This is a genomic window from Streptantibioticus cattleyicolor NRRL 8057 = DSM 46488, from assembly GCF_000240165.1.
GTDB classification, from domain to species: domain Bacteria; phylum Actinomycetota; class Actinomycetes; order Streptomycetales; family Streptomycetaceae; genus Streptantibioticus; species Streptantibioticus cattleyicolor.
The window spans coordinates 3,741,609-3,766,819 of record NC_017586.1 but is presented as its reverse complement, the minus strand read 5'-3'; the positions used below and the strand labels follow the sequence as shown (position 1 = coordinate 3,766,819).

The window sequence follows — 25,211 nt, the reverse complement described above, 5'->3', positions numbered from 1 at the left end:
CCCGCCGAGGCGCCGGCTCCCCCGGGCGCGGACAGAGCACGGGGCCTCGCACACGCCCGCCGCCCCCGGCCGATCGGCGACCCCTACCGGTACCTGATCGATCCCCGCCGGAGCGACGGCGCCCGGGCACGGGCAGCAGGGGTCTCGCCGAGGCCCCCGGGCACGGGCGGCAGGCCGTGGCCCGGGCACTCCCGGCACCCCGTCCGGGGACGGCTTCTCGGGCAACGAGCGCCCGGCCGATGCCCCGGCCCCCTGGGCACGGGAGGGGACCGGCAGCGGGACGCCGGGCGCGGCACTCCGGTACGACTATTGCCCTCCTCCCCGGCCCGCCGCCCCTGGCGCCATAGGCTCGTGCGTACGTGATCTTGCGGAGGAGTCACGATGACCGAGAGCCTGCCGCAGCAGCCGAGGCAGCCCGCTTCCGACGGCGGCGGGCCGGCGTCCACGCTGCTGCTGACCGGCGCCCGGCTGCGGGACGGGCGGGTGGTGGACGTCAGGCTCGGCGGCGGCCGGATCGAGGCGGTGGGCACCGCGGGCAGCCTGGGTCCGCCGGAACAGCGGTCGGCCGGGCGCCGCGTCGACCTCGACGGCTACCTGCTGCTGCCGGCCCCCGCCGAACCCCACGCCCACCTCGACACCGCCCTCACCGCCGGCCACGACGGCCCGCCCTCGGACACCTGCGAGGAACTGCGCCGCCGGGTCACCGAGGCCGCCCTGCTCCAGCTCGGCCACGGCGCCACCGCGCTGCGCACCCACGTACGCGTCGGCGACGTGCAGGAACTCAACGCCCTGGAGGCCGTCCTGCAGGCCCGCCGCAGCCTGCGCGGGCTGGTGGACGTCACCGCGGTGGCCATGCCCCGGCTGCTGACCGGGGTGGCGGGCGCGGACGGCCTGGCGATGCTGCGGGACGCGGTCAAGATGGGCGCCGGGGTGGTCGGCGGCTGCCCCGACCTCGACCCGGACCCGACCGGGTACGTGGAGGCCGTGCTGGGGGTGGCCGCCGAGTCCGGCTGCCCGGTCGACCTGCACACCACCGGTGCCGACCCGGCCCGGCTCGCCCGGCTGGCCGCGATGTCCGGCGGGCTGCGCCCCGGGGTGGCCATCGGTCCGTGCGACGCCCTGGCCGGGTACCCCGCCGAGACGGTGCGCCGGGTCGCGGGCCAGCTCGCGGCGGCCGGGGTCGCGGTGGTCTGCCTGCCGCAGGGCGGTTGCGGCGCGCTGGAACGCGGACACCCCGCGGCCGGCCTGGTACGGACCCTGCGCGCCGCCGGGGTGCGGGTCACCGCGGGCAGCGGCGCGCTGCGCGACACCGCCAACCCGGTCGGCCGCGGCGACCCGCTGGAGGCCGCCTTCCTGCTCGCCGCGCACGCCGGATGCCCGCCGGGGGCCGCCTACGACGCGGTGAGCACCGTCGCCCGGGCCGTGCTCGGGCTGCCCGAGGTGCGGGTGGAGGCCGGTTTCCCCGCCGAGCTGCTCGCGGTGCGCGGCAGCCGGGTGGACGCGGCGCTGTCGCTGGCGTACAGCAGGATCGTCGTCCACCGCGGCCGGGTGGTCTCGCGGACCAGCGCGGTGCGCGAGTACGCCGACTGCTCCTCGGCGGTCGGGCTCGACCTGCCGCGCCAGTCGCGTTCCGGCGGTTCGCCCGCGTAGGGCCCCCGCGTCGTCGGCGACCGGCGCGCGGGGGCGCGTACGACAGCGTACGGTCGGCGGTATGCGCATCGTCATCGCCGGAGGACACGGACAGATCGCCCAGCGCCTGGAACGGCTGCTCGCGGCACGCGGCGACGAGGTGAGCGGCATCGTCCGCAGACCGGAACAGGCCGAGGCGCTGCGGGCCAACGGCGCCGAACCGGTCGTGCTCGACCTGGAGTCGGCCTCCGTCGACCAGGTGGCCGGGGCGTTCGCCGGGGCCGACGCGGTCGTCTTCGCCGCCGGGGCCGGGCCGGGCAGCGGCGTCGCCCGCAAGCACACCGTGGACCACGCCGCCGCCGTCCTCTGCGCGGACGCGGCCGAACGCGCCGGCGTACGTCGGTACCTCGTCGTCTCCTCGATGGGCGCCGACACCCCGCCCCCGCCCGGCACCGACCCGGTCTTCGCCGAGTACCTCAAGGCCAAGGGGGCGGCCGACGCCGAGGTACGGGCCCGTACCGCGCTGGAGTGGACGATCCTGCGGCCCGGCCGGCTCACCGACGACCCCGGCACCGGCACCGTGGCCCTCGCCGAGCACACCGGGCGCGGCGAGGTCACCCGCGACGACGTGGCCGCCGTCCTCGCCGCCCTGCTCGACGCCCCGGGCACGGCCGGCCGCACCCTGGAGCTGATCGGCGGCGGGACGCCGGTGGAGCGGGCCGTGGCGGCGGTGTCCGGCTGACGCGCGCCCCCGGCGGCGGGCGTTCCGGTCCGCCGCCGGGTAATGCGCAGGACCAGGGCCGGCCAAGAACGCCCCAGGCACGTTAAAGAATTCCTCCGGGACGGATGAGAAATTCCTTGAACGGAACGCTTCCGGTGCGGAGTCGCGTTCCGCGTGCCGAAGACTGCCGGGTATGGCAACGACAGTCCCCGTTCCGGCCTCCGGCCCGGCGGCCCGGCGCGCACCCTGGCGGTCGCGCCCCGGCGACCCCGGGTACGCCCGTCCGGCGCTGCTGGTGATCCTGGCGCTCGCCGCGCTCCTGTACGCCTGGGGGATCAACCACAGCGAATACCACACGTTCTACGCGAACGCCGCCCGCAGCATGACGGAGAACTGGAAGGCGTTCTTCTTCGGCTCCTTCGACCCGGGTAATTCCATCACCCTGGACAAATTGCCGGGATTCCTGTGGCCGCAGGCGATTTCCGCCCGGATCCTGGGTTTCCACCCGTGGACGCTGGTGCTGCCGCAGGTGCTCGAAGGCGTGGCGAGCGTGGCGGTGCTCCACCGCGTGGTGCGCCGCTGGGCCGGGGTGAACGCGGCCCTGATCGCCTCCGCCGCCTTCCTGCTGACCCCGGTGGCGGTCGGCCTCTTCCGCACCGCGGTGGAGGACCCGATGTTCACCCTGTGCGTGCTGCTGGCCGCCGACGCCACCCAGCGCGCCGCCCGGACCGGACGGCTGCGTCCGCTGCTGCTGGCCGGGTTCTGGGTCGGCCTCGGGTTCCAGGCGAAGATGCTGGAGGCGTGGGCGGTGCTCCCCGCGCTCGCCGCCGTCCACCTGCTCTCCGCGCCGACCGCGCTGCGCCGCCGGCTGGCCCACCTCGGGCTCGCCGCCGTGGTGACGACCGCCGTCTCGCTCTCCTGGATGATCGCCGTCACGCTGACCCCGGCCCAGGACCGCCCGTACGTCGACGGCACCACCGACAACTCCGCCTTCAGCATGGTGATCGGCTACAACTTCCTGAACCGTTTCTCCTCGCTGGGCATCAGCGCCGCCTCGACCGGCAGCGTCAGCGCGACGCAGGGCGGGGGCCACGGCGGCGGCCACGGCCAGGGGGGTCCCCAGGGGTCCGGCCAGGAGCCGTCCGGGCAGCGGGCCTTCGACGCCGGAACGTTCCGGCACGGGGCGCGCGACTCCGGCCATGACGCGGGGGCGCGCGACCGGGGTACGTCCCTGGGCGTGCACGCCGGCGCGCACGCCCTGAACGGCGCCGCCCAGCGGGCCCCGCAGGGCGGCGGCTGGGGCGGCGAGGGCCAGGACGGCTGGTCGAAGATGTTCGGCTCCGCCCTCGCCTCGCAGACCGGCTGGCTCTACCCGTTCGCCGCGATCGCCGTCGTCTGCGGGCTGCTGTGGCGGCGCGGCAGCCCGCGTACCGACCGGGCCCGGGCCGGCTTCGTGCTGTGGGGGGTGTGGCTGGCCACCTACTTCCTGGTGTTCAGCGCGGGCAGCGTCGGCGGCCACACGTACTACATGGGCGTGGTCGCGGTGCCGCTCGCCGCGCTCACCGGCGGCGGGGTGACGCTGCTGTGGCGGGCGTACCGCGCGGGCGGCCCCCGGACCTGGGCGTTGCCGGCCGCGGTGGCGGCCACCACGGCGTGGGCGGTCTCGCTGGCCGCGCGCTTCCCGTCCTTCCTGCCGTGGCTGGCGCCCGTGGTGGGGGTGGCCGGCGTGCTCGCGGTCGTGCTGCTGGTGGTGGCCCGGCCCGGTGGGCGGGTGACCGCGCGCAGCCGTACGGCGCTCGCCGGGTTGCTCGCCGCGTTCTGCGCGCTGCTGCTGGCGCCGGGCGCCTGGGCGGTACAGGTGCTCACCCCCGGTTACCACGGCTCCGGCATGGGCGCGGTGGGCCCCTCCGGCGGCGGCCACGGTGGCGGGGTGGTCCGGGCGGCCGGGCGCGGCGCGCGGGTGCCGTGGTCCGACGGTCGGCACGGCGGCGGGGGCGGCTTCGGCGGCTTCGGCTCCGGATCCGGCCGCCTCACCGCCGAGCAGCGCGGGGTCCTCGACTACGCCACGGCGCACCGCGGATCGGCCCGTTACGTCCTGGCCACCACCAGCTGGAGCGCCGCCTCGCCCTACATCCTCGGCGCCGGCGCCGACGTGCTCCCGGTCGGCGGCTTCTCCGGGCGCGCGCCGTTCCCCACGGCCGACGGTTTCCGGCAGCTGGTGCGCTCCGGCCAGGTGCGGTACGTGCTGCTGGGCGGTACGACCCGGGGCTCCGGCGGTCCGGCCGCGGCGATCACGTCCTGGGTGCGCGCCGCGTGCGCCAAGGTGCCCCCGGCGTCCTACGGCGCGGTGAACGCCACGGCGCAGTCGTTCCCGTCCCCCGGCGCACCGGACGTCACGGCGCAGTCGCTCTACGCCTGCTCCCCAGCGGCGCGCTGACCCGAGGCGGTCGCCGACGCGAGCCAGTGGGCGATCCGGCGCAGGTCGTCCTCGTCGGCGACCTCGGTCAGGTGGGTGACGGCCGAGGTGTCCGCCGGTTCCAGGTCGGTGAGGCCGGCCGCCGCCAGCGCCGTGAGGAGCACCTGGTGGCGGCGGTCCCGCAGGCGTTCGTCGCGCGCGCTGGCGCTCGGCCGCGGCTGACCGGGTTCCCCGGAGGCCGCGGCCGGCCCGGGCCGCCCCCGTACCGTCCGCAGCCGCCGCCACCCCCGCCCCTCGTCGTCCGGCCCCCACACCTCGGCCCACGGCGCCTGGCCCCGCGCCCGTACCGTCCGCGTCATCGCCGCGACCGCGTACTCCACCGGCCCCCGTCCCGGCGACTGGGCGGCGACCACCCAGTCACCCCCGGCCCGGCGGAACACGGCCACATAGCGCGGCGGTCCGTCGAGCGGCACCGGCAGACCCGTCCCGTCATCCATGAGTCCGACACCTCCGGAACGCGGCAGCGTGTGGACCTCCGAGGGTACGCCTTGATCTGATGCTCCGTCAGCTACCCGTCCGCGGGCCCTCGTCGGCCCCCGCGCGCGGCGATCAGGGGCGGGCGTCGAACCGCCATCCGCCCAGCTCCCCCAGCGCCCTCGCCCGCGCCTCCACGACGGCCTTACGGGCGTTGCGTTCCGCCTCGTCCGCGTGTGCTGCCTGGCTCGTCACCTGGCCCGGCCACTTGCGGTACAGCAGGCCGGTCCGCGCGGTGAACCAGCCCCGGCTCACCGCGTTCAGGGCGAGGAGGAGGCCGGTGTCCTCGGAGGCCGGCAGCGCCATCCAGCCGCCGAGGGCGAGCAGCAGGTCGCGCCGGACGAAGAGGGTGGCGGGGTGGACGGGGAGCCGGTACCCGTGCGACGTCCAGTGGTCGAGGACGGCACCGCGCTCGACGACGCCTTCCGGCGGGTCCTGGTCGAAGGCGGCCGTGGAGCCGTCCGGGAGCAGGTCCAGGACGCGGGAGACGGCCCAGGCGACCCCCGGGTTGCGGTCCAGCGCGCGCAGGTCGCGGGCGAGGGCGCCGGGGGTGAGCATGTCGTCGGCGTCCAGCACCTTCACGTACGCGCCCCGCACCCGGGAGAGCGCCATCGTGCGGGCGACCCCGGCCCGCCCCGGGCGCCCCTGCCCGAAGCTGACCCGCGGGTCGTCGGGCACGTACGGCGCGACGGCGCCGGTCTCCCCGTCCTCCTGGACGACCCACTCCCACCGCCACCCGTCCGGCAGCTCCTGCTCGCACAACGACGCGTAGGCATCCGGCAGATACCGGGCCCCGGGCGCGTGAACGGCCGTGACGACGGAGATCAGGTTCGGCATGACCGCTCAGCGTAGGCTCTCGTGAGGAACCCGAGGACCGGCCGGCGGACCCGGGCGTGGCCGAGGGCGCGTCGGACCGGTGGCGGGTCCGGCACGCGGCGGCGCGCGAGGCGGTGTGCACGCTCGTCGGGAGTGCGCACGCCGCGGGCGGGTGTCACAGACCTGGGCGGGCGCGGGCGGTTCGAAGCACGGGATCGTTCGACGCACGGGGACGTTCGAAGCACGGGGTCGGCGCCGCCCGGGAACCGTTCCGCCGCGGCCCGGACGGCCCGTCAACTCCCTCCGGCCGCCCGCGAAAAGAACCGGGACAGCGATCGGCGCTCAAGGACGGTCACCGTTGCCCGCCCTTCCGGTCACAGACCAGCAACTTCGCACCCGTTCCCATCATGTTCCTGCCACGCTGCTCCACCGGGGCCGAGCCCCGAACCGCTACAAGTCACGATGGAGCACACCGCATGCACAACGCACAGCCGCCCGCTGCGCACGACCCGTACGCCTCAGGCCCGACCGGCAACGCGTTCCCGCCGGGCCACCCCGCAGGTGCCCCCGTCGTGGGCCGGCCGACCGGCCTGGCCATGAAGCGCCGGGGTTCCGTCGCCGTGTGGATCGGCCTGCCCCTCATCACTCTCGGGATCTACCACCTGGTCTGGTACTACAAGATCCACAAGGAGATGCACGAGTTCGACAGGCGACGGGTGCTCAGCCCGGCCGGCAGCGTACTGGTCCTGATCTTCCTGAGCTGGACCGTCATCGCCCCCCTCGTCTCGTACCACAACACCGGCAAGGCCATCGCCAACGCACAGCGGGCGGCCGGGCTGACCGTGACGTGCAGCCCGGCGGCATGCTGGCTTCTCGCGTTCGTCTTCGGCCTGAACACCTGGTACATGCAGAGCCAGCTCAACCTGGCCGTCGATGCCTACCCGGGCGTCGCACCGGGCACGGGGGTGGCCCTCGCCGCGTGACCCGGCACGGACCCCGACCGGGCCCTCGGGCCCTCGGGGGCCGTCCCGTCACAGCCACCACAGGGCGGCGGAACGGAGTCGGACGGGCCGCCCACCGCGATCCGCCCGGACAACAACTGAGGCCCCTCATTCACGTCTCCGTGGATGAGGGGCCTCAGTTCCCGTGTGGCGGCGCCAGGATTCGAACCTGGGTAGGCATAGCCGACAGATTTACAGGGGGCCGCCTTCATGCGCCCCGAGCTGCGTCTTTATCGGCAGGTTGGCCTACTGGGGGACGCATGGGGAACGATCATGGTTCTCATGGATCCTCGGGCGGTCGCCGTGGCGGCTCAGGGGGTGTCGCTGGAGACGCCTAGATCCCGCCTCGTCTCCTCATGAAGGAGGTTCATCGCCTCTATCAACAGGTCCGTTGGCGGGGGCTCTTCGGTGGGTTGGCGCGCAGCCTCCAGAGCCTGCCACAGGACCCGGTTCACTTCGTGTGCCGCGACAACGGCGCGAGGATGCGCCAGGAGGACCAACGCCTCAAAGGCGAGAGACCGCTTCCGTTCCGCCGCTTCCATCCTGGCGAGCGCCTCGGCTCGGACTTCGGGGTTCTCCCACGCCTGCTTAGCGGCTCCCTGTGCCGCTTTCACCAGGGTGACGTACTCGATGTAAGTGCTCAGCTTCCGCTTGTCCCAGCGGGTTTCCAGCTTGCGACGATGTCTGACCCGCTCAGCCGCGGTAGTGGCTAAGTAGGAGGTCAGGGCGCCTACAACTACCCCTATCAGGGTCACGATCTGACTGAACATCAGCAGAACATACCGCGAGTCTGTGTCGCCGAGGGTGGCAGAGGCAGCGTGAAGGGGCGGCCCCTCTTCGAGTCCGAGAGGGGCCGCCCCTTCCCACATAGCTAGGACCGTTCAGTCCCGCCGCTCCGGTCTAGACCGTCACGGGCTCCCTCGGCTGCCACCTCCAGCCAAGGCTACGGATCGCATCAGCGCGGCTGAGCACGATTCCGATGCGCGTGGCCCTTTCGGCGTCGTCCTTGTACTCCGGCTCTTCGGTGGACTGGCCTGGGTGCTTCCGGTAGATCTCGCCGGGCTTCTCCTGCATCCACCCATCGACAACCGCCTCGGCCGCCAGCAGGGGACCGACATCCTCAAATGCGGGGATCGCCGGCCAGCCACCGTGTGCCAGGACTAGCTCCTTGTAGATCGTCGCCGTGGTCCCCATGACGGGTAGGGAGCCCGCTCGCAAGCCATCGGCAAGGAAGCCGGCGGGGAGGCGGCCGGGAGGCGGATCGTTGGGGCCGGGGACGAGTCGCCCGTCCGGGTAGAGATCGAGCGCGGGAGCGACGGTCCACCCCAGGTCAGGGCTGGCGGCGAGAGCCTCGATGTCCCGCGCCAGGGTGTGCTCGTCCGGGAACAGGTCGTCCGCGTCCAGGGTACGGACTAGCAACCCCTCGGCGCGGGGCAGGGCGAGAGTCCGAGCACGTGCGGCTCCCCCACACCGTCCAGCGTCCTTGGAGATCCACGGCAGGTCCGGTAGTCGGTTGAGCGGCTTGCCGGTCTTGCCGTCCTCCTGGACACACCACTGGAGAGACCAGCCGTCGGGGAGCCGCTGGGAGGCCACCGACTCGTAGGTATCCGCCAGGTAGGCGTCCCCGCCGTCGAAGACCGGCGTGATCACAGAAATGATCGGCATTACGCCCAACGCTCCAATCGGGTCACGAATTGCAGTTCGATGCGGTCGGCCGGGAACGGGATGTCGGTCACTTCGACCACCCGGTCACTCGTGTCGTATGTGATCTTCCGGACGCGGATCATCGGCACCCCGGGCGGGATGTCCTGTTCTTCAACTTCCCTCTCGGTCGGCATCTCAGCAGTGACCCGGTCCTCGATCCGGTCGACCTCGACGCCTACCGTGTAGAGCTGGTGCTGAGTTCCGCCGGGCCAAGGCTCGGTCGTCGGGTCCAGGATCTCAGGGTTGCGCGACACCAGGTCGTACGGCAGGTACGAGACCGAGGTGCTGGCCCCCTCACCGCGGTGGTTGCGGCGCCTGTAGCTGCGTCGCAGCACCTTCTGGCCGGAGGTGAGGCCCAACAATTCGGCGACATCCGCCGGCGGGGTCACGATGGCGAAGTCCACCGAGTTCTCGGCGATTTCGGTGACTGCCATCTTGGTGCTGTCCTCGGAGATCCCCCACGTCCGCCGCTCCTCTTCTCCCAGGCGGACGCGCTGCTTCTCTCGGTGGTACATCTCGTTGCTCCGCAGGTGGCGGACCGGTGCGACCCGCACCCAGGTCTTACCGCCCACTTTGCCGGAGAGCAGTCCGCGTTCCTTGAGCGCCTGCACGGCGCGACTGGCGGTGTTGCCGCTGACGCTGTAGCGCTTCGCAATCTCTGGGTTGGTGAGGAACTGCTGGCCAGGCGAGTAGTCATCCTCGATGAGCTGGGCTAGTCGTTCAGCCAGCTCCGCGTACTTCCCGACGTTCGGCATGCTCCCGACGTTCTCACGTTCTGACCTGCGGAGCAAGAAGCAACGTAAGACGGACCGATCCAAAGCGCGATGGATGCTTGACGTCGCCCACCGCCGCAGTGCAGTCTTATCCCACGCCGCCATCCAACGCGAGTTGGAAGTAAGCGAGTTGCGTTGGTTTGGTGACGTCTAGTCAGCACCACCCTTTGGCCGTCAGGTCAGAGGGGAGCGGCAGACACAGCCCGTCGGCTGTCAGACCCGGTGCGAAAAACCTGGACAGCGGTCCACGAGCGCGGAACCGAACTTCGCAGGCTCGTGAGTGCACTGGCACTGAGACACCGAATCCCGAGCGGGGGCGACTCCCCGCGATGACCGGTCGGTGGATAAGACCGCGGCGACACAGCTTCCGAATGTCGCCACGGACGGACTAGGCACTCCCTCACGTTGCGCGTGAGAGCCGAAACGGACGATGTCGCAGGAAGACCACGGCCGCCACGCTTCGAGCGCTCACGCGGCCTTCACCCTCGCTCACCTCGGCCAATGGGAGGTCCAATGCATCGCCGACGAACGCGTTAGGCGCCGCCGTACCTGACCACCACGGCGGCTACGCCCATCGAGTCACCGCCCGGCACCACCACTGTTCCGCCGGGAGCCTGCCACCGGGCAGGTGCGCGGCGCCGCTCCGTCCGCATGGCCGGACGGGGCCGACGCCGCGCCTGCGTCGAGCACGCACAGTCCCCGCCGCCCCGGCACCGGCCGGTGCGGCGCGGGCTGTGGGTTGCTCGAACCCGCAGCACTCGCTGTTCAGGAGGATCACATGATCGAGTCCGTCATCGCCGTGGCCGGGACCCTGCTCGGCTCGGTGACCGCCTACGTTCTCCAGCAGCGCGCCGCCCGCTCCGCCCGCAGCGAGGATCGCGCCACCGAGCGGCGCCGGGACGTGGTCGCCGCCGTCGCCCAGCTCACCGCCGCACTCGCCGACCACCGCCGGGCGATGTGGGTCCGCGAGGACTTACGGCTGTCCGGCGCGGCGGACGAGGAGTACCGCACCGCGCGGGCCGACAGCCACGCCACCCGCGCCGCCATCACCGCGCCCCTGGCCACCGTCGCCATCCTCGCCCCCGATCTTGCCCCCGTGGCCACCGAGGCCGCGCAGGCCACCTACGCCCTGCGCCACGCCCCCGACCGCGACGCCCTGACCACCGCCCGCACCGCAGCAATCGCGGCCACCGACCGCCTCGTCGCCGAGGCCGCCCGCCAGGTATGACCCCCCAGCCCAAGCCCCGGCCCCGCCACCACGCGGGGGCCGCGACGACGCCGGTTCGACGCCGGCCCGGGGCACTCCGGCCACACCGGCCGGCCCAAGCAAAGCGGCGCCCGGGGTCTATGCCCCCCGGGCGCCGCGTGACAGGCACCTGTGTTGGAGGCGCCGTGTTGCTGAGCATGACAGATCAGGAACGTGAAGACCTGTCGGAGAAGGTCAAGGACGCCAACCGTCGCAGCGAGAACGACGCGGCGGCAAGGGGTGGTCGGTGATGACCGGTTCCGAGCATGAGCGGACGAAGCCGCCGCTGCCGGTACGGCCTCCGCGTCCCCACCCGCACGCCGCTGTGACCGGCCACTGATCGAACCGCCCCGCTGGCCACCGGGCCAAGGCACTCACCCCTCCCGCATCGCGGCGCACGGGGTCATCCCGAGGTGTTCGCCTCTCGCCGAAGCCGCGACCACCTCAGCCCTTTCGTTCCTCGTCAATCAGGAGATCCGCAATGACCGAGCGCACCTTCGTCTCCCAGTCCGCCGGCCCGGTCGTCCTCGGACTGGACCTGCCGATGGGCAACGTCCACGTGCAGGTCCTCGACAACCTCACGACCGCCCGCGTGGTCGTGCGGACGGACGACTCCTCCGGTCCGGCCGCCGACGCGGTCAACCGGGCCCGCAGCAACCAGAACGGCCAGGCGCTGGCCATCGAGGTCCCCGCGATCCCCGCCAACGTGATGATGCAAAGCGCCCGGGGCAACCGGGTCACGCAGACCATGGGCACCGTCTACGGGTCGGTCACCGGCCTCACGGTCGTCAACGGCCGGATCATCACCGGCGGCGGTACCGGCGTGATGGAGACGGTCAGCCCGATCGAGGCCATCGTCAGCCTGCCGACCGGATCGTCTCTGGCCGTGGTCTCCACCTCTGCCGACGCCTGCGCCTACGGCGAGGTGGACTCACTGGAGTTCCGCTCCCTGTCCGGTGACCTGCGCGCGGACAGCGTGCGGACGCTCGCGGCCCGGACCACGTCCGGTGACGTGTCGGTCGGCCGCGTGTCGAAGGCGGTCACCGTCCACAGCGTCTCCGGGGACATCCGCATCGTCCAGTACGACGGACAGCGCGCCGAGCTGAACACCACCTCCGGCGACGTGACCACGCAGGCCACGGACGCCGCCCGCGGAGCACTGACCGCCCACAGCGTCTCCGGAGACATCCACCTCTCCCGCACCGGTCACCTGCGGGTGAGCGCCAACAGCCTCTCCGGCCGCGTCCGCACCCACTGACCCGCCCTTGCGCCACCCGGTTGCCCCCGCCCCACGTCGTAAGGACTCCGCAAATGGATGCCACAACCTTCGCCGCTGTCTTCATCGCCCTGTACGTCGCCCACAGCGTGGGTGACCACTGGGTGCAAACCTCCGCCCAGTCCGCGGCCAAGTGCCGCCCGGGGTGGGCGGGCCGCCTCGCCGACGCCCGGCACGTCGCCACCCTGACCCTCACCAAGGTCGTCCTTCTGCTCCCCGTAGCCGCTGCGCTGGGGCTGCGCCTGTCGGCTTTCGGCCTGGTGGCCGGACTCGGGGTGGATGCAGTGACGCACTGGTGGGCCGATCGCCGCACCACGCTCGCGTGGCTGGCCAAGGTCACCGGGCAGTCCGAGTTCTACCGGCTCGGCACCCCGGCCCACCCCGCGCACCCGACCACCGCCGACGGCAAGCCCGCAGCCCACCTCGGCACCGGCGCCTACGCCCTCGACCAGTCCTTCCACCACCTGTGGCTCCTGGTCGCCGCCGTGCTCATCACCACCCTGTGACCCGCGCCGGGCGGCGGCCACCCGGCCAAGGACAGTCCGCCGCCCGGCGCTTCCCTCCCCATCCAGCAGGAGAAGCGCATGTCCATGCGAAACCTCATCGGGCGCCACGAGGTGGCCACCGATGACGAACTGATCGAACTCGCCCTCGGCACACCACTCGACCTGTGGCTCGGCCCGGAGGACGGCGAGTCCCCCGAGGAACGTGCGGCGCGTCTGGACGCGGCCCGCGACATCCTCGCCGACGATCCGGCCCTGTTCGACCGCACGACCCGCATGGTCGCCGAGCTGATCGAGACCCGGGCCCCCGACGTGGTCAACGTGGTCGCCCTCCCGCGGCCGGCCACCCTCCGCCGCCCGGCGCGGACGGAGGCGGCATGAACGTCCTGCTCGCCGCCGCGCCGCTCGCGGCCGGCTGGTCCGTGCACGGCACCTGGATGTGGCGCCGCCTGTCCGCCGCCCGCCGCGACCCGGTCACCAGCCTGCCGACCCGGGACGCCTTCACCGCCCGCGCCCGCCGCCACCTCCGCCACCCCCACGCCGTGGTGCTGCTCGTGGACCTGGACCGCTTCAAAGCCCTCAACGACACCCACGGCCACGCCGCCGGGGACGCGGCCCTGGCCGCGGCCGGCCACCGGCTCGCCGACTGGTGCACGCCCCTGGACGGGGTGGTCGGGCGGCTTGGCGGGGACGAGTTCGCCGCCGTCGTCACCCTGCCCCGGCCCGGCGACCTGCCGGACCGCCTCCGGGCACTGCACCTGCTGCTCACCGAACCGGTTCCCTTCGCCGGTCGTGTGCTGCCCATGCGTGCCTCGGTCGGCGCCTACCACTGCGCCGAGCTGACCACGCCCGACCTCGGCATCGCCCTGCGGCGGGCCGATGAGGCGATGTACCGGGCCAAGCAGAACGGCGGCGGCTGGTGCGTCGCCGACGTCACCGTGCCCGCCCTGCCCACCGTCCACGGCCGCCGCGCCGGCCGCCGCGGCGCCGAACGCCGGAGGGACGCGCGATGACCGGCTACTTCGACGGTTACGACGGCCCCTGGCCGGACGACGACTGGGACGACGACTACGCCCAGGAGTCCGAGGAGTGGGCCGAGGGCACGTGCGACCACTGCCTCAACCCCGACCAGATCGGCCCGCTGGGCACCGTATGCGCCTGCCGGATCGGCCAGGGCGCGGCGCCCGAGGACTGCGTGTGCGGCCCCGACGCGGACAGCGAGGGGGCAGCATGAGCGTCACCTGGACCCCCGCTCTGCTCGCGGCTGTTGACGACGCGTACGACCGGCGCAACGCCTCGGACGGCCGCTCCCGGTTCGGCGCGTACCTGCGCGACCGCTGCGCCCGGCTGCACGAGGACGGGACGCCGCTGCCGGCGGAGGACTTCGCCGCGGCGGTGTGGCCGATCGCCACCGCGCCGGTGATGTCGCCCGGGTACGTACGCCTGCGCCCCGACATCCGCGCCGTCACCCCGGCATGGTCGGAATACGGGCACCTCACCGTCGACGTCCACGTTCCTCTCGGCCGCCGTGCGCTGGTGGCCGACCGGGCGGTCCCGGGCCGGTGGCGTGACTGGGACCGGGACCTGGCGCCCGGCGAGGAGCCGTACCGCTACTGGTGGGAGCCGGACGGCGACCGCCCGGCGCTGCTGACCACCACGGTGATCCGCCTGCCGGTGGACGACACATGGAACCTGCCCACCCCCGCACACACCGGTGGTCCCGGGCTGGTGGCGGACGCCAAGTCCGCCGTGGCGGCGGTGGCCGACGCGGTCAACCGCCTGGCCGGGCCGGTCGTGGCCGCACTGCGCGACGAAGCAGCGCCGGCTGGGCGGTTCGGGAGGTGGCCGTGCCCGTCCTGAAGTCACCGGACAGTATCCGGGCGGCGGAGCGGACGTTGAGCGCGGGCACATGGCTGATCGTCTTCGGCGCGATGCTCTACAGCGTGCTGACGGTCACCCCGCTGGCGGCCGGCCACACCCCGGCCGCCTGGCGGTGGACCTCGCCGATCCTGCCCGTCGTCGTGGACGCCGCGGTGGTCATCGTCGTCCGCCTCGACGCGGTCCTGGCCCGGCTCGGCGGACACGGCGGCTGGTGGCCGGTCACGCTGCGCTGGATGACCGGCACCATGACCCTGCTGCTGAACGTCGGCAACTCCGCCCTCGCCGGTGACGGGGTCGGCGTCGCCGTCCACTCCGTCGCCCCGCTGCTGCTCATCGTCACCTCCGAGACCAGCCTCGCCTACCGCCGGGCCATCGCCCGCGCACTGGCCCGGCTGGACGCCGAACGCGCCGAAGCCCAGCAGCGTGAACGCGACGAACGCGAAGCCCGTGAACGCCGGACCCGCGAAGAGCGGGACCGGGAACGGGCGATGCGTGAACAGCGTGAACACGCCGAGCGTGAACACGCCGAGCGGATCGAGCGTGAACGCCGCGAGTGGGAAGCCGCCCAGGAACGTGAACGCCGCGAACACGAAGCGCGCATGGCCCGTGAGGCACGCGAAGCCGCCGACGCCCGCCGCCGCGAGGAAGACCAACGCCGCGAGCGGGAACGGGAGCAGCGGCGCAACGCCGCCCGCTCGCCGCGTGAACACGACGGGGCCGCCCCTCGCCGGGAGCCCGTGAACACCCCGAAGTCCCGCCCGGTGAACGCCTCGGAACCCGGGCCGGTGAACGCCACAGCCGCGCCCGTGAACGGCACCGAGCCCCGGCCGGTGAACACCACCGTCGCCGTGGTGAAGATGCCCGAGCACGAGGCGCGGGCCGCCGCCCGCGAGGGCGTGAACACCGGCCGGTCCGTGCGTGAGACTGCGGAACTGACCGGCTGGTCCGTCGGGTGGGTCGCCGCCCGCTACCAGGAAGCCAAAGCCGACGGCGGCGAATCCGCCCCGCCTGACGCGATGGGTGAGGCGGCATGACCCGCGGCCCGATCATCGCCACGGACCTCTACACCACCGTGATGACCCGGGCCGGCTGGGTCTGCCAGTGCGCCGGCGAATGCGGCAGCGCCCACCGCCGCACCGGCGGGACCTGCCAGGCACCCCACACCGACCGGGCCCACCTGATCGCCGCCCCGCCCCGGCGCGTGCCGGACCACCAAGCGGTCACCGTTCCGCCCGGCGAGCTGCGCGCGTGGTGCCCGGTGTGCTGGCAGCACCTTCAGGCCGCTGCCACCCGCGCCCGCGCCGCCACGGCGGCCGACTCCCAGAAATCCCTGTTCTGACCCGCAGCGCACCGCGCTGCTGACGCGGGCCCGGCCGCCGCTTTGGACGGCCAGCGGCCGGGCCCGCCTTCTCCCAACCTGGTGGAAGGAAGACCCTCAGTGAACCATGACGATGAAAGCGAGCTGTTCAACCGGCTCGAAGCCGAAATGACCCCCGCCCCGGGTGGTGGTGAGGTGGTGGACCTCGGCAAGGCACGTGCCGCCCGTACCGAGGCGGCCACCGCACCCGCCACCGGACCGGCGGACGGCGCCGAGGCGGATCCGGCTGTGCCGGTGATGGTTGACCAGCCGGTCCCGGCCGATACGGGGCCCGGCTACATGAGCCGCCTGCTGGCCGCGAAGCGGCGCCCGGTGGTACCGCCGTGGATGAAGTCCCCCGCGGAGCTGAAGACCGCTGCCGGGTGGGTGGCCCGGCACTACGGGCACGCCGCCGGGTACCACGCGCTGCGCGCCCCGGTCTACGCCGCCCGCCTGACCCTCCAAGCTCCCACCGGTGCGGCGAAGTTCGTCGGCGGCACGCTGCGCTGGATGGCCGACAGCGAGGGCGAACCGGTCCGGCTCGCCGCCGTGCGCCGCGAGGACGCCGGGGAGTACCTGCGGCTGTCGCGGCAGCGGGACGGCCGGGTGCGCATGCGCACCCTGGTAGCGGTGCTGGCCCTGTTCGTCGGCATCGGCGCCGCCCTGGCCCTGTACGTGCTGGCCCCCGGCTGGCTGCAAGCCGTGTCCGTGACCGCGGTCGTGCTGGCGCTGGGGTCGGCCGGCCGCAAGGCCGATGACCCGGTCATCCACCGTGCGGTGGAGCTGCCCAAGGCCACCAAGCTGACCAGTGACATCGTGCTGCGGGCGCTGGGCGCGCTGGGCATCCCGGCCATCAACTCGGCGCAGAGCAAGGGGCGGGGCGGGTTCGAGTTCACCGCCCCGATCACCCGCGACGGCCCCGGGTGGCGCGCGGAAGGCGACCTGCCCTTCGGCGTGACCGTCACCGACGTGATCGAGCGCCGGGACCGGCTTGCCTCGGGTCTGCGCCGCCCGCTGGGCTGCGTGTGGCCCGAGGCGGTGCCGGACGAGCACACCGGTCACCTGGTGCTGTGGGTCGGAGACCAAGACCTGGCCAAGGCCAAGAAGCCCGCATGGCCGCTGGCCAAGTCCGGGACGGTGGACCTGTTCAAGCCCGTCGCCTACGGCACCGACCAGCGCGGACGCTGGGTCGAGGTCACGCTGATGTACATCGCCGGGATCATCGGCGCGATCCCGCGCATGGGCAAGACCTTCCTGTTGCGGCTGCTGCTGCTGATCGCGGCACTGGATCCGCGGGCGGAGCTGCACACCTACGACATGAAGGGCACCGGCGACCTCGACCCGGTCGGCAACGCTGTCTCCCACCGCCACGCCGCCGGCGACGACGACGAGACGATCGGGTACGTGCTGGCCGACTTCCGCACGCTGCGCGAGGAACTGCGGCGCCGCACCAAGGTGATCCGCTCCCTGCCCCGGGACATCTGCCCCGAGTCCAAGGTGACCAGCCAGCTCGCCGACAAGCGCTCGCTCGGTCTGCACCCGATCGTGGTCGGGGTGGACGAGTGCCAGGTGCTCTTCGAGCATCCCGAGCACGGCAAGGAGTTCGAGGAGATCGCCACCGACCTGGTCAAGCGCGGTCCGGCCACGGGGATCGTGATGCTGCTGGCCACCCAGCGCCCCGACGCCAAGTCGCTGCCCACCGGCATCTCCGCGAACGCCGGCGCCCGCTGGTGCCTGAAGGTCATGGGCCAGACCGAGAACGACATGGTCCTGGGCACGTCCGCCTACAAGCGCGGGGTGCGGGCGACCATGTTCACCTGGGGTGACAAGGGCATTCACTACTTCGTCGGCGAGGGAGCGGACGCCCGGATCGTCTACGGCGCGTTCGTGGACGCCCCCGGCGCCGCCGCCATCGCCGCCCGTGCCCGCAGCGTGCGCGAGAAGCGTGGACTGCTGTCCGGCTACGCACTCGGTGAAGCCCCCGAGGCCGTCACCGGCCCCGCCTATGACCTGCTCGCCGACATCCTCGCCGTCACCCCCGCCAAGGAACCCAAGGTGTGGTCCGAGACGGTGGTCGCGCGCCTGGCCGAGCTGCGGCCGGAGGTCTACGACGGCTGGGACCCCGAAGCCCTGGCCGCCGCGCTCAAACCGCACGGCATCTCCACCATCCAGGTCGGCCGCCGGGTGGACGGCAAGGTCGTCAACCGGCGCGGCATCGACCGCTCCCACATCACCACCGCGATCGCGGAGCGTGACGGAAAGCGGGACGTGGGCTGACCGCCCGGGGCCGCTAGCGCTAGCGGCACACCCCGCTAACGTTAGCGGCCCCGCTAGCACCCCAAACCTGCCTTGATCAGGCCGCTAGCGGATAGCGGCCCACCTGCGGAAACCCCATGAACCCGCCAGGAAGGCCCCTCGATGACCCTCACCGCCCTCGCTATCACCCTCCTCCTCGCCGTCACACTCGGTTACGCCCTGCTATGTGCGGCGAGCCCGTTCGGCAACTGCCGCAAGTGCCGCGGACTCGGCTACCGGCTCACCTACGACCGCAAGGGCCGCCCCCGCCGCGGCAAGCACTGCCGCCGCTGCGACGGCCACGGCATCCGCATCCGCGTCGGCCGCCACCTGTTCAACCTCGCCGCCCGTATCCACCACGACGGCACCCGCTGACCCCGCCTCGTTCCCGTCCCGGAGTCCACTGTGCTCATCACGATCTCCGCTGTCGTCCTGTTCGGAGTCTTCCTCGCGTTCCTCCTCCGCTCCCGCTCCCTCGGCTTCGGCGGCGCCTTCGTCGCCGTGATGTTCGGGTTCTTCCTCGCCTCCACCGGCGCCGCCGGCCCGATCACCCGCCTCACCACCGACGTGGCCCACACCCTCGCCAGCCTCGGCCACTGACAGGAGCCCCGCATGGACGCCCAACTCATCGCCGCGACCGTCCTGTTCGGTCCGGCCGCCGTCGCCCTGCCCGTCCACGCGGTGCTGTGGCGCCGCGGCCAGCAGCAAGCCGCCGCCGAACGCGCCGTCTTCGCCGAACTGCGCGACCAGCGCGCGGCCACCGCCCGGCCGACGTCGCCCCCGCCGCCCCCACCCGGTGAGCCCGTCGTCATTCCCGCCGAATCGACCACCGCGCCAGCACCCGTCTTGCCCCTGCGCCCGTCCACCGTGGAGCTGGCCGCGAACGTCATTGACCTGGCCTCGCGCCGCCGCACCGCCTGACGGCTGCCCGCGGCGCTCAGCAGCGCTGAGCGCCAAGGGGAGCCGGACAGTTCGGCACCGTCCACACCTGCCCGACAGCGGCCAACCGGCCAAGGACAGTCCGCTGTCGGGCAGCTCGCCTCATTCCCATCCAGCGAAGGAGCACGCGTGAGCCTGACGTTCACCGACATCTTCTGCGGCGCTGGCGGATCCTCCACCGGACTGGTTGCCGCCGGGTTCGAGCTGCGGCTGGCCGCCAACCACTGGCAACGAGCGATCGAAACCCACGCCGCGAACCACCGGGACGCCGACCACCTGTGCGCGGACGTCAACAACTACGACATGCGGCGCCTGCCCAAGACCGACATCCTGTGGGCGTCCCCTATCTGCACGGAGATCAGCCCGGCCGGAGGGCGCCGCCGCACCAAGGGACAGCTCTCCCTCTTGGAGTACGGCAGCGTGCCGGACGCGGCGTGGGAGCGCACCAGGGCCACGGCCTACGACGTCATCCGCGCCACCGAGGTCCACCGCTATGCCGCCGTGCTGTGCGAGAACGTCGTGGAGTTCGCCGCCGACTGGGAGCTGTTCGACTGGTGGCGCACCGGCATGGAGAAGCTGGGCTACAACTCGCAGGTTGTCTCCGTCTCCTCCGCCCACGTCGGCGGCCCCGGCAACGCGCACGCACCGCAGTGGCGTGACCGCATCTACATCGTCTTCACCCGCCACGGCATCACGCTGCCCGACCTGAAGCCCACGCCGCTGGCCTGGTGCCCGAGCTGCGAGCAGGACGTCGCGGCAGTGCAGACCTGGCGCAACGGGCGCAGGGTCGGCAAGTACAAGCAGCAGTACGACTACCGCTGCCCCAACCGCTCATGCCGCCATGCCGTCGTGGAACCCTACGTGCGTCCGGCCGCGGACATCATCGACTGGACCAACACCGGCGAGCGCATCGGGGACCGGGCCCGGCCGCTGGCCGCGAGCACCATGGAGCGCATCCGTACCGGGCTGCGGCTCTTCCCCACCCGGCGGACCCTCGTCACGGTCAACCACGGCGGACACGACGGCCGCCCGGTTCCCGCCGACGTCGCTCCGCTGCCCTCCCGCACCGCCAAGATCGGTGACGGGCTGCTGGTGCCGGTCGGCGGCGGGTGGAACACCACCGCCACCACCACGGCCGAGCCGATGCGCACCCGGATGGCCAACCCCAAGGGCTTCGAAGCCCTGGTGGCGTCCCCGTTCGTCGTGGAGTACCGGCGTAACGGCAGCGCCGAACCCGTGGCCCGGCCGCTGGCCACCATCTCCGCGCAGGGCAACCACCACGGCTTGGTGATCCCCTACCGGAACGCGGCTCCCAAGACGACGGGCGAGCCGCTGCACACCCTCGGCACCAGGGATTCCGCCGGGCTACTGCGGGCCGCCCCGGCGGTGGAGGACTGCTACTTCCGCATGATCCAGCCGCGCGAACAGCTCCTCGCCCAGCGCTTCCCGGCCGACTACATCGTCCACGGCAACAAGGGCGAGCAGACCATGCAGGCCGGAAACGCCGTGAGCTGCAACGTCGCCCAGTGGATCGGCGCCCGCGTCGCCGCCGTCCTCGACACCCGCGCCGCGACCACGATCACAGCCTGACGACCTTCTCTGCCCGGAGGCGGCGGCCAACCGGCCAAGGACAGTCCGCCGCCTCCGGTCCCTCACCCATCCAGGAGAGGAGACTCCAGCATGGCCCAACCCGCCCCCATCCGGCGACCCAAACCCCAGAGCGAAGCACCAGGACACCTGCGGACCGCGCTGGCCCTGGCCCTAGCGGGCGTGCCCGTGCTGCCCCTGCGGGCCGGGAAGCTGCCGGTGGGCAACTGCCCGTTCTGCGCGCACGGCGCGTGCGGCGGACGCCCGACCATGAAATCGGCGGGCCCCTGCCGGTGCCCGGCGCCGTGCCACGGCTGGGCCGCCGCCACCACCGACCCCCGCATCCTCACCTCCGCGGCCTGGGCGGCGGCGTGGCGCCAGGCGGCGGCCGTCGCCTACCACCCCGGCGGCGCCGGCCTGACCGTCGTGGACCTCGATGACCCCGCGGCCGTCGCCTGGGCCCGTGCCGCCCTGCCCGCCACCCGGATCGTGCCGACGACGCGCGGTGAGCACTGGATCTACCGGGGCGCCATGACGTCCCGCAACGCGGTCCGGCCCGGCGTCGACATCAAGTCGACCATGGCCTACGCCCGCTACCTCGGCCCCGGCACCGGCGCCATGGCCGACCTGCCGGACACGGTCCGCGCCCTGGGCATCAAGGCGCCAGCCTCGGTCCGGCCGGCACCGCACTCCGTCACCGCGCCCGCCGGGGGCGGGGAGTGCCCGCACCGCACTCCCGCCTACCTGGAACGCGGCATCACCATGGCCGAACAGCGCATCACCGCCGCCCCCAGCGCGATCCACACCACGGTGTACCGCACGTTCCTTGCCGTGCTGTCCGTCCACGGCCGGTGCGGCTGCCTCACCGACGCCCACATTGCACGGCTGTTCACCGCCGCGCAGACCAAGGGGGAAACGCTCCGGCACTGCACCGAAGCGTGGACCAACGCCCGCGCCACGCTGGGACTGTGACCATGGCGGACGACGACAAGAACCCCGCCCGCGAGGTCATCACCGACTACGCCCAAGCGCACTTCCGGTACTTCCGCACCGCCGACGGGACGGTGTACGCGCAGAAGAACGGCCACCCCGTGGCCCGCCCGATCCGCTCCCAGGGCACCACGGGCAGCCACCGACAAGAACTCATGGTCGGTCTCTACCGCGACGGAGTGGGAGTGTTCAACGGCACCGCCCTCAAGGAGGCCCTGGACTTGATCGAAGCCTTGGCGCTGACCGAGGACGTGCAGCCCGTGCACATCCGCGTCGCCCCCGGATTCGACGGAGCAACGTGGCTGGACCTCGGGCGCAGCGACGGACAGTCCGTCCGCATCCACCCCACCGGGTGGGACATCGCCGTTCCCGACCCGCGCGAGGTGTGCTGGCGCCGCACCCAGCTCACCGGGGAACTGCCCCTGCCAGCCAAGAACACCGACGGCAAGGGCATCGATGCCCTGCTCAGGCTGTGCAACTTCGCCACGGCCGAGACCGAGTGCCTGGCCATCGCCTGGCTCATCGGCTGCCTCGGTCCGTCCGTGCCCGTCCCCGCGCCGTTCCTCACCGGGCCTCAGGGCGCCGGCAAGTCCACCGGCGGCCGGATGCTCGTGCGGGTCGTCGAGGGCATGAGCGGGGACCTGCGCCGGGCCCCGAAGGATGAGGAAAACCTGATCGCTGCGGTGGCGGCCGGATGGGTCACCGCCCTGGACAACCTCTCCCACATGACCCCGGACCTGTCCGACGCCATGTGCTGCATCGTCACCGGCGCCGAGAACGTCAAGCGCGCTCTGTTCACCGACGGGGACGTGTTCCGCGCCCGCTACCGCCGCCCCCTGCTGCTGACCGGCATCGATGTGGGTGTGATCCGTCCGGACCTTGCCGAACGGCTGCTGCCGCTGCGTCTGGAGCGGCCCCGCACCCGCCGCACCGAAGCGGAGCTGTGGGCGGAGTACGAAGAGGCGCTGCCGGTCATCCTCGGGTCCCTGCTCGATCTCACGGTCAAGGTCCGCGCAGCACAGGCGGACATCCCCACTGACCTGCGCATGGCCGACTTCGCCCACCTGTGCGCCCAGCTTGACGCGGCCACCGGCCTCGGGGCGCTGGCTGCCTACCGGGCCAGCCTGGACGACCTCAACGACGACGTGATCGAGGGCGACCTGCTGGCGCAGACGGTGTTGAAGCACGCCTCCGGCCTGGAGGTGGGTGCAGAACAGCGGATGGCCTCGGCCGAGTGGCTGCACTGCCTCACCAGCCTCTACAGCGGCGAGGAGTGCCGTCCCCTGCCCAAGGGTTGGCCGACCACCGGCAAGGTGCTCTCCGACCGCCTCAAGCGCCTCCAACCCACCCTCGCCGCCCGCGGCGTCCTCATCGACTGGGGCCGCACCAACGCCGCCCGCTACATCGAAATGACCCGACCGCCGGCCACGCCCCCACCTCACGAGCAACAACCGACGTTCTGACCGGCAGTCCAGCCACCACACAAGCAAGAAGAGCACCCGGCCCCGCGTGCTCTTCTTGCTGTTCGGCGACGGCGCACCACAGACACCCCCTCCTGTCCGAAGTAGAGAGTCGCCGCGTCACCTCCGTCACCCAAGATCGTCAAGTAGCCCCTGACCAGCCACTAAAGCGGTGACGCAGGCGGCCAGTGGCTGCGTCACCCTGCGTCACCCGCGTCACCGACGACGGACAGCCTGCGTCACCAGTGACAGACCCGCTACGCCCCGCGTCACCCGAATCCGCAGATCAAGGCGGTGGATGACGCAGGTGACGCGGTGACGCAGAAATCCGCACCTCGGACAGACGGGCCCGTGCAAGAGAAGACGCCTGTTGAGGAGCCATCGAATGGTCAACACCAAGATGCTCAAGCTCCCCGAAGTCCTCGAAGAGATCGGCATGAGCCGCGCCGCCTTCTACCGGATGCGCGCCCGCGGCAAGGGCCCCAAGCTCCGCAAGCTCCCCAACGGCCAGGTCCGTGTCAGCCGCGCCGACCTGGACGCGTGGTGGGAGAGCTGCACCGAACACGCCGCCTGACCCGCACACCCCATCGGGCCCGCCCTCCCCAGGGCGGGCCCATCCGCTGCCTGGAGAGCAATGCCCTTCACGTACGACGTTCGCGTCTACAGCATCGAAACTCGCCGCGACCGCCCGAAGCCCTATCGCGTCCGGTGGGTCGTGGGCCCTCAGAAGCACTCGAAGAGCTACACCGTCAAAGCGCAGGCGGACGGCCGGCGATCCGAGCTGATGTCCGCGCTCCGCAAGGGCGAGCAGTTCGACGTGGAAACGGGTCTGCCCGCATCCGAACTCCGCGCGCTGAACGGCTCCGTGACCTGGTACGAGCACACCCGTGCATACGTCGATCGCAGGTGGGACCGCCTTCCGGCGAAGTCCCGCCGCAACGACGCCGACGCTCTCGCCACCATCACGCCCGTGCTGGTCAAGACCACGGCCGGCCGCCCGGCGCCCCAAGTGCTGCGTAGGGCCCTGTACAGCTGGGCGTACAACAAGAGCCGCTGGGACAAAGAGCCCCCCGCCGAAGTGGCCGACGCTCTTCGCTGGGTGGAGGAGAACTCCGTGGCCATCTCGACCCTGGAAGACCCCGAGACGCTCCGCACGGCGCTGGACGCCCTATCGACGCTGCTCGACGGCTCAACCGCCGCAGGGCGTACTGCCCGCCGCAAGCGAGCCTGCCTGAGCGACGTTCTCGGACTCGCAGTCGAGCGACGGTACTTCACGGTCCCCGTGAACCCCCTGACCACGGTGAAGTGGACGGCCCCGAAGTCCACCGAAGAAGTTGACCCGGCGAGTGTCGCCAACCCACGTCAAGTGCGGGAACTGCTCGAAGCGGTACGCGCTCAGGGGGAGCGCGGGGCACATCTTGAAGCCTTCTTCGGATGCCTCTACTACGCCGCCATGCGCCCCGCCGAAGCCGTGGGCCTCAAGGCGTCACAGTGCCACCTGCCCAAGCACGGGTGGGGCCACCTCACGCTTCGTGGTGGCATCGTCCATGCCGGCCACGACTGGACGGACGACAACCGGGCTCACCAAGAGCGCCACCTCAAAGCCCGAGCGGCCCGGGACTCGCGGGTGGTGCCGATCCCGCCGCACTTCGTCTCGATGCTCCGTTGGCACGTCGAGCGATACGGGGCGGCACCGGATGGCCGTCTGTTCCGCACGAACCGTGGCGGTGTGATTCAGGACACGGGATACGGCGAGGTTTGGGCGGAAGCCCGGAGCGCTGCTCTGTCTCCCTCCGAGGTGGCGTCGCCGCTTGCCCGCCGACCGTACGACCTGCGGTGTGCCGGGGTCTCTTTCTGGCTCTTCTCCGGCGTCGACCCCATGGAGGTGGCGCGTAGGGCCGGGCACTCCGTGGCCGTACTCCTGCGGGTCTACGCAAAGGTTCTGGCGCAGGCCCAAGACCGAGCGAACCGTCAGATCGAGGCTGGCCTGCGGGAATGGCACTCAGAGGGCGTCTCCCCCGGGGGACACCTGGGGGACACGCGCTGATCAGGTACGGGACGCACCTGAGACCAGGTGAGACAA

At 72.5% G+C, this 25,211-nt stretch carries 27 protein-coding genes; 22 read left to right on the top strand and 5 right to left on the bottom strand.

Annotated features, from left to right (window positions below; genetic code table 11):
* Positions 1-381 precede the first annotated feature (381 nt).
* From SCATT_RS16750 to SCATT_RS16740, 3 genes are all read left to right on the top strand, one after another.
* Positions 382-1,650, top strand: coding sequence for an amidohydrolase family protein (locus SCATT_RS16750; RefSeq protein ID WP_014144272.1), 1,269 nt, complete (start codon positions 382-384; stop codon positions 1,648-1,650).
* A 61-nt stretch (positions 1,651-1,711) separates the two neighbouring features.
* Entirely contained in the window at positions 1,712-2,371 is a 660-nt protein-coding gene (locus SCATT_RS16745; protein ID WP_014144271.1) for an NAD(P)H-binding protein, read from the top strand.
* 172 nt (positions 2,372-2,543) lie between these two features.
* Positions 2,544-4,787 carry an ArnT family glycosyltransferase gene (locus SCATT_RS16740; protein ID WP_014144270.1) on the top strand — a complete coding sequence of 748 codons (2,244 nt, stop codon included), beginning with the start codon at positions 2,544-2,546 and terminating at the stop codon, positions 4,785-4,787.
* On the opposite strand, the gene SCATT_RS16735 is transcribed toward SCATT_RS16740, so the two are convergent.
* Both SCATT_RS16735 and SCATT_RS16730 read right to left on the bottom strand, forming a co-directional pair.
* Positions 4,760-5,263, bottom strand: a complete 504-nt coding sequence (locus SCATT_RS16735; RefSeq protein ID WP_014144269.1) for a hypothetical protein — start codon at positions 5,261-5,263, stop codon at positions 4,760-4,762. The two genes, SCATT_RS16740 and SCATT_RS16735, sit on opposite strands and share 28 nt — an antisense overlap.
* A gap of 112 nt (positions 5,264-5,375) precedes the next feature.
* Positions 5,376-6,137 (bottom strand): glycosyltransferase family 2 protein, encoded by a 762-nt coding sequence (locus SCATT_RS16730; RefSeq protein WP_014144268.1) that lies wholly within the window; start codon positions 6,135-6,137, stop codon positions 5,376-5,378.
* A 551-nt stretch (positions 6,138-6,688) separates the two neighbouring features.
* Between SCATT_RS16730 and SCATT_RS16725 the strand changes: the two genes are divergently transcribed.
* Positions 6,689-7,099, top strand: a complete 411-nt coding sequence (locus SCATT_RS16725) for a DUF4234 domain-containing protein (protein ID WP_014144267.1) — start codon at positions 6,689-6,691, stop codon at positions 7,097-7,099.
* 329 nt (positions 7,100-7,428) lie between these two features.
* Here the strand turns inward: SCATT_RS16725 and SCATT_RS16720 are convergent, their stop codons facing one another.
* The 3 genes from SCATT_RS16720 to SCATT_RS16710 form a co-directional block, all read right to left on the bottom strand.
* On the bottom strand, positions 7,429-7,887 hold the full coding sequence (locus SCATT_RS16720; RefSeq protein WP_041825136.1) for a hypothetical protein: 459 nt from the start codon (positions 7,885-7,887) through the stop codon (positions 7,429-7,431).
* A 130-nt stretch (positions 7,888-8,017) separates the two neighbouring features.
* Positions 8,018-8,782, bottom strand: a complete 765-nt coding sequence (locus tag SCATT_RS16715) for a glycosyltransferase family 2 protein (RefSeq protein ID WP_014144265.1) — start codon at positions 8,780-8,782, stop codon at positions 8,018-8,020.
* Complete coding sequence (locus SCATT_RS16710; protein ID WP_014144264.1) at positions 8,782-9,576, bottom strand: GntR family transcriptional regulator; 795 nt, start codon at positions 9,574-9,576, stop codon at positions 8,782-8,784. The genes SCATT_RS16715 and SCATT_RS16710 overlap by 1 nt, the downstream gene beginning before the upstream one ends.
* Before the next feature lie 796 nt (positions 9,577-10,372).
* On the opposite strand from SCATT_RS16710, the gene SCATT_RS16705 reads away from it, so the two are divergent.
* The 18 genes from SCATT_RS16705 (at position 10,373) to SCATT_RS16620 (ending at position 25,175) form a co-directional block, all read left to right on the top strand.
* Positions 10,373-10,822, top strand: a complete 450-nt coding sequence (locus tag SCATT_RS16705; protein WP_014144262.1) for a hypothetical protein — start codon at positions 10,373-10,375, stop codon at positions 10,820-10,822.
* A 499-nt stretch (positions 10,823-11,321) separates the two neighbouring features.
* Positions 11,322-12,098: a DUF4097 family beta strand repeat-containing protein gene (locus SCATT_RS16700; RefSeq protein ID WP_014144261.1), complete on the top strand. Its 777-nt coding sequence runs from the start codon at positions 11,322-11,324 to the stop codon at positions 12,096-12,098.
* A 53-nt stretch (positions 12,099-12,151) separates the two neighbouring features.
* Positions 12,152-12,622 carry a DUF3307 domain-containing protein gene (locus SCATT_RS16695; RefSeq protein ID WP_014144260.1) on the top strand — a complete coding sequence of 157 codons (471 nt, stop codon included), beginning with the start codon at positions 12,152-12,154 and terminating at the stop codon, positions 12,620-12,622.
* 78 nt (positions 12,623-12,700) lie between these two features.
* A complete protein-coding gene (locus tag SCATT_RS16690) occupies positions 12,701-13,000 on the top strand; it encodes a hypothetical protein (RefSeq protein WP_014144259.1) in 300 nt (99 codons plus the stop codon).
* Positions 12,997-13,632, top strand: coding sequence for a GGDEF domain-containing protein (locus SCATT_RS16685; RefSeq protein WP_014144258.1), 636 nt, complete (start codon positions 12,997-12,999; stop codon positions 13,630-13,632). Before SCATT_RS16690 ends, SCATT_RS16685 begins: the two co-directional genes overlap by 4 nt.
* Positions 13,629-13,853 carry a hypothetical protein gene (locus SCATT_RS16680; RefSeq protein ID WP_014144257.1) on the top strand — a complete coding sequence of 75 codons (225 nt, stop codon included), beginning with the start codon at positions 13,629-13,631 and terminating at the stop codon, positions 13,851-13,853. The genes SCATT_RS16685 and SCATT_RS16680 overlap by 4 nt, the downstream gene beginning before the upstream one ends.
* Positions 13,850-14,479: a hypothetical protein gene (locus tag SCATT_RS16675; RefSeq protein WP_014628202.1), complete on the top strand. Its 630-nt coding sequence runs from the start codon at positions 13,850-13,852 to the stop codon at positions 14,477-14,479. The genes SCATT_RS16680 and SCATT_RS16675 overlap by 4 nt, the downstream gene beginning before the upstream one ends.
* Positions 14,480-14,514: 35 nt before the next feature.
* The gene (locus SCATT_RS16670; RefSeq protein WP_014144255.1) at positions 14,515-15,534 is read left to right on the top strand and encodes a hypothetical protein; all 1,020 of its coding nucleotides are present in this window, start codon (positions 14,515-14,517) and stop codon (positions 15,532-15,534) included.
* On the top strand, positions 15,531-15,839 hold the full coding sequence (locus SCATT_RS16665; RefSeq protein ID WP_014144254.1) for a hypothetical protein: 309 nt from the start codon (positions 15,531-15,533) through the stop codon (positions 15,837-15,839). Before SCATT_RS16670 ends, SCATT_RS16665 begins: the two co-directional genes overlap by 4 nt.
* Positions 15,840-15,938: 99 nt before the next feature.
* Positions 15,939-18,134 (top strand): cell division protein FtsK, encoded by a 2,196-nt coding sequence (locus SCATT_RS16660; protein WP_014144253.1) that lies wholly within the window; start codon positions 15,939-15,941, stop codon positions 18,132-18,134.
* Between the two features lie 141 nt (positions 18,135-18,275).
* Positions 18,276-18,527 carry a hypothetical protein gene (locus SCATT_RS16655; protein ID WP_014144252.1) on the top strand — a complete coding sequence of 84 codons (252 nt, stop codon included), beginning with the start codon at positions 18,276-18,278 and terminating at the stop codon, positions 18,525-18,527.
* Between the two features lie 30 nt (positions 18,528-18,557).
* Entirely contained in the window at positions 18,558-18,752 is a 195-nt protein-coding gene (locus SCATT_RS16650; RefSeq protein ID WP_014144251.1) for a hypothetical protein, read from the top strand.
* A 12-nt stretch (positions 18,753-18,764) separates the two neighbouring features.
* Positions 18,765-19,073, top strand: a complete 309-nt coding sequence (locus SCATT_RS16645; protein ID WP_014144250.1) for a hypothetical protein — start codon at positions 18,765-18,767, stop codon at positions 19,071-19,073.
* Positions 19,074-19,220: 147 nt separating this feature from the next.
* Positions 19,221-20,681: a DNA cytosine methyltransferase gene (locus SCATT_RS16640; protein ID WP_014144249.1), complete on the top strand. Its 1,461-nt coding sequence runs from the start codon at positions 19,221-19,223 to the stop codon at positions 20,679-20,681.
* 90 nt (positions 20,682-20,771) lie between these two features.
* On the top strand, positions 20,772-21,650 hold the full coding sequence (locus SCATT_RS16635; protein ID WP_014144248.1) for a bifunctional DNA primase/polymerase: 879 nt from the start codon (positions 20,772-20,774) through the stop codon (positions 21,648-21,650).
* A 2-nt stretch (positions 21,651-21,652) separates the two neighbouring features.
* Positions 21,653-23,131 carry a hypothetical protein gene (locus SCATT_RS16630; protein ID WP_041824810.1) on the top strand — a complete coding sequence of 493 codons (1,479 nt, stop codon included), beginning with the start codon at positions 21,653-21,655 and terminating at the stop codon, positions 23,129-23,131.
* A 382-nt stretch (positions 23,132-23,513) separates the two neighbouring features.
* Positions 23,514-23,702 carry a helix-turn-helix transcriptional regulator gene (locus SCATT_RS16625; RefSeq protein WP_014144246.1) on the top strand — a complete coding sequence of 63 codons (189 nt, stop codon included), beginning with the start codon at positions 23,514-23,516 and terminating at the stop codon, positions 23,700-23,702.
* 60 nt (positions 23,703-23,762) lie between these two features.
* Positions 23,763-25,175: a tyrosine-type recombinase/integrase gene (locus tag SCATT_RS16620; RefSeq protein WP_014144245.1), complete on the top strand. Its 1,413-nt coding sequence runs from the start codon at positions 23,763-23,765 to the stop codon at positions 25,173-25,175.
* Positions 25,176-25,211: the final 36 nt, after the last annotated feature.

Excerpts from the sequence above, each read along its gene's own strand:
- SCATT_RS16690 (WP_014144259.1), top strand. The coding sequence starts at position 12,701 with ATGTCCATGCGAAACCTCATCGGGCGCCACGAGGTGGCCACCGATGAC.
- SCATT_RS16710 (WP_014144264.1), bottom strand. The coding sequence starts at position 9,576 with ATGCCGAACGTCGGGAAGTACGCGGAGCTGGCTGAACGACTAGCCCAG.
- SCATT_RS16620 (WP_014144245.1), top strand. The coding sequence starts at position 23,763 with ATGCCCTTCACGTACGACGTTCGCGTCTACAGCATCGAAACTCGCCGC.
- SCATT_RS16630 (WP_041824810.1), top strand. The coding sequence starts at position 21,653 with ATGGCGGACGACGACAAGAACCCCGCCCGCGAGGTCATCACCGACTAC.
- SCATT_RS16700 (WP_014144261.1), top strand. The coding sequence starts at position 11,322 with ATGACCGAGCGCACCTTCGTCTCCCAGTCCGCCGGCCCGGTCGTCCTC.
- SCATT_RS16655 (WP_014144252.1), top strand. The coding sequence starts at position 18,276 with ATGACCCTCACCGCCCTCGCTATCACCCTCCTCCTCGCCGTCACACTC.
- SCATT_RS16635 (WP_014144248.1), top strand. The coding sequence starts at position 20,772 with ATGGCCCAACCCGCCCCCATCCGGCGACCCAAACCCCAGAGCGAAGCA.
- SCATT_RS16680 (WP_014144257.1), top strand. The coding sequence starts at position 13,629 with ATGACCGGCTACTTCGACGGTTACGACGGCCCCTGGCCGGACGACGAC.
- SCATT_RS16665 (WP_014144254.1), top strand. The coding sequence starts at position 15,531 with ATGACCCGCGGCCCGATCATCGCCACGGACCTCTACACCACCGTGATG.
- SCATT_RS16750 (WP_014144272.1), top strand. The coding sequence starts at position 382 with ATGACCGAGAGCCTGCCGCAGCAGCCGAGGCAGCCCGCTTCCGACGGC.
- SCATT_RS16675 (WP_014628202.1), top strand. The coding sequence starts at position 13,850 with ATGAGCGTCACCTGGACCCCCGCTCTGCTCGCGGCTGTTGACGACGCG.
- SCATT_RS16740 (WP_014144270.1), top strand. The coding sequence starts at position 2,544 with ATGGCAACGACAGTCCCCGTTCCGGCCTCCGGCCCGGCGGCCCGGCGC.
- SCATT_RS16730 (WP_014144268.1), bottom strand. The coding sequence starts at position 6,137 with ATGCCGAACCTGATCTCCGTCGTCACGGCCGTTCACGCGCCCGGGGCC.
- SCATT_RS16695 (WP_014144260.1), top strand. The coding sequence starts at position 12,152 with ATGGATGCCACAACCTTCGCCGCTGTCTTCATCGCCCTGTACGTCGCC.
- SCATT_RS16645 (WP_014144250.1), top strand. The coding sequence starts at position 18,765 with ATGGACGCCCAACTCATCGCCGCGACCGTCCTGTTCGGTCCGGCCGCC.
- SCATT_RS16625 (WP_014144246.1), top strand. The coding sequence starts at position 23,514 with ATGGTCAACACCAAGATGCTCAAGCTCCCCGAAGTCCTCGAAGAGATC.
- SCATT_RS16705 (WP_014144262.1), top strand. The coding sequence starts at position 10,373 with ATGATCGAGTCCGTCATCGCCGTGGCCGGGACCCTGCTCGGCTCGGTG.
- SCATT_RS16715 (WP_014144265.1), bottom strand. The coding sequence starts at position 8,782 with ATGCCGATCATTTCTGTGATCACGCCGGTCTTCGACGGCGGGGACGCC.
- SCATT_RS16745 (WP_014144271.1), top strand. The coding sequence starts at position 1,712 with ATGCGCATCGTCATCGCCGGAGGACACGGACAGATCGCCCAGCGCCTG.
- SCATT_RS16685 (WP_014144258.1), top strand. The coding sequence starts at position 12,997 with ATGAACGTCCTGCTCGCCGCCGCGCCGCTCGCGGCCGGCTGGTCCGTG.
- SCATT_RS16720 (WP_041825136.1), bottom strand. The coding sequence starts at position 7,887 with ATGTTCAGTCAGATCGTGACCCTGATAGGGGTAGTTGTAGGCGCCCTG.
- SCATT_RS16735 (WP_014144269.1), bottom strand. The coding sequence starts at position 5,263 with ATGGATGACGGGACGGGTCTGCCGGTGCCGCTCGACGGACCGCCGCGC.